General features: G+C 65.5%; 1 protein-coding gene. It reads right to left on the bottom strand.

Going from position 1 to position 1,897, the window contains the following annotated elements; translation table 11 throughout:
* On the bottom strand, nucleotides 1-1,897 hold a 1,897-nt coding region (locus HUA74_RS44860; protein ID WP_174459499.1), incomplete at both ends, for a condensation domain-containing protein.

Below are 1,897 nucleotides of genomic sequence, written 5' to 3'. Positions count from 1 at the left end.
CGGCTGAGGACTCGCGGAGGACGAAGGCGAGGCGGTCGGAGGGCCAGGCCTTGTCGAGGGGGACGTAGGAGGCGCCGGCCTTGAGGATGGCGAGGAGGGAGACGATGAGGTCGGCGGAGCGGTCGAGGCGGACAGCGACGCGAGAGCCGGGAAGAACGCCGAGAGTGCGCAGGTAATGGGCGAGCTGATTGGAGCGCGAGTCGAGCTGGGCGTAGGAGACAGACTCCTCACCCGAGACAACGGCGACAGCATCAGGCGTACGCGCGGCCTGCTGAGCGAAGAGCGAAGGGATGGATGCGTCGCGCGGGTAATCACTGACAACGCCATTCCAACCCGCGAGGACCTGCTGCTTCTCCGCCAACGTAAGTAGAGGAATCAGGCCGAGCTGTGCATCAGGCGAAGCGGTCAGCGCTTCGAGCAACACGAGGTAGTGACGCGAGAGGCGCTCCATGGTCGCCGCGTCGAAGAGGTCGGTGTTGTAGTTGAAGACACCTGCGAAGCCGTTGATGCCTTCTTCGAGCAGGAGGCTGAAGTCGTACTTCGCCGTCTCGATGCTGGGAGCCAGCCCGCTGAGGATGAGACCCGGGAGCTCGAGTTCCTCTTCAGGAGCGTTCTGAAGGGTGAGGGTGACCTGGAAGAGCGGTGAGCGACTCAGGTCACGCTGAGGCTGAAGCTCCTCGACGAGCTTCTCGAAGGGGACGTCCTGGTGCTCGTAGGCGGCGAGGGTGGACGTGCGCACCTTGGAGAGCAACTGACGGAAGGACTGCTTCGAGTCGAGTCGGGAGTGGAGGACGAGGGTGTTGACGAAGAAGCCGATGAGGCCCTCGGTCTCGGAGCGATTGCGATTCGCGATGGGAGAGCCGACAGAGATGTCGTCCTGGCCCGAGTAACGGGAGAGCAGAAGCTGGAAGGAAGCCAGCAGCACCATGAAGGGCGTGGCGCCTTCACGCTGAGCGAGGGCCTTCACGGCCTGGGTCAACTCACGAGACAACCCGATAGGGAACATCGCACCGCGATAGGTCTGAACGGCGGGGCGAGGCCTGTCAGTGGGCAGCTCCAGGGACGAGGAGGCACCGGCAAGCTGGGTGCGCCACCAGGCGATTTCGGAAGAGAGGACGTCGCCCTGGAGCCACTGGCGCTGCCAGACGGAGAAGTCGGCGTACTGGATGGGAAGGGGCGCGAGCGGAGCGGGCTCTCCCCCGGAGAACTGGCGGTAGAAGGCGGCCAGCTCGCGGACCATGACGGAGATGGACCAACCGTCGGAAGCGATGTGGTGGACGGTGACGAGCAGTTGGTGCTCGGACGCATCCAGGCGGAGGAGAGAAGTGCGGACGACAGGGCCTTGGGCCAGGTCGAAGGGACGCACGGCTTCGGCCGCCGCCAGCCGCTGTGCCTCGGCGTCGCGCTGCTGCTGGGGCAGGGCGGAGAGGTCGATGAGAGGCATCTCCAGCACGAAGTCGTGCTGGACGAGCTGAACGGGCTGGCCCTCGTGAATGGCGAAGTGGGTGCGCAGGGCCTCGTGACGCTGAATCAGCGCGTTGAGGGACTGGAGCAGTGCGTCCGCGTTGAGGTTGCCTGTGAGCTTGAGCGCCCAGGGGATGTTGTAGGTGGAAGCGCCGGGCTGGAGCTGGTCGAGGAACCAGAGGCGCTGCTGGGCGAAGGAGAGAGGCAGCGGCTGGGCCCGGTCGACAGGGACGAGGGCCGGCTGGCGAGACGAGGAGCCGTGGAGCAAGTCCAGCCGCTCGGAAAGGAGAGCGACGGTGGGAGAGAAGAAGAGCTCACCGAGGGGCAGCTCGACGTCGAAGGTGGAGCGGATGCGAGAGACGACTTGAGTGGCGAGGAGAGAGTGGCCGCCCAACTCGAAGAAGTCGCCGTGGATGCTGACGCGCTCCAGGCC

The organism is Myxococcus sp. CA051A, assembly GCF_013336705.1.
GTDB lineage: Bacteria > Myxococcota > Myxococcia > Myxococcales > Myxococcaceae > Myxococcus > Myxococcus llanfairpwllgwyngyllgogerychwyrndrobwllllantysiliogogogochensis.
The sequence above is the reverse complement of the archived record's forward strand: the minus strand, read 5'-3'. Positions and strand labels throughout refer to the sequence as shown.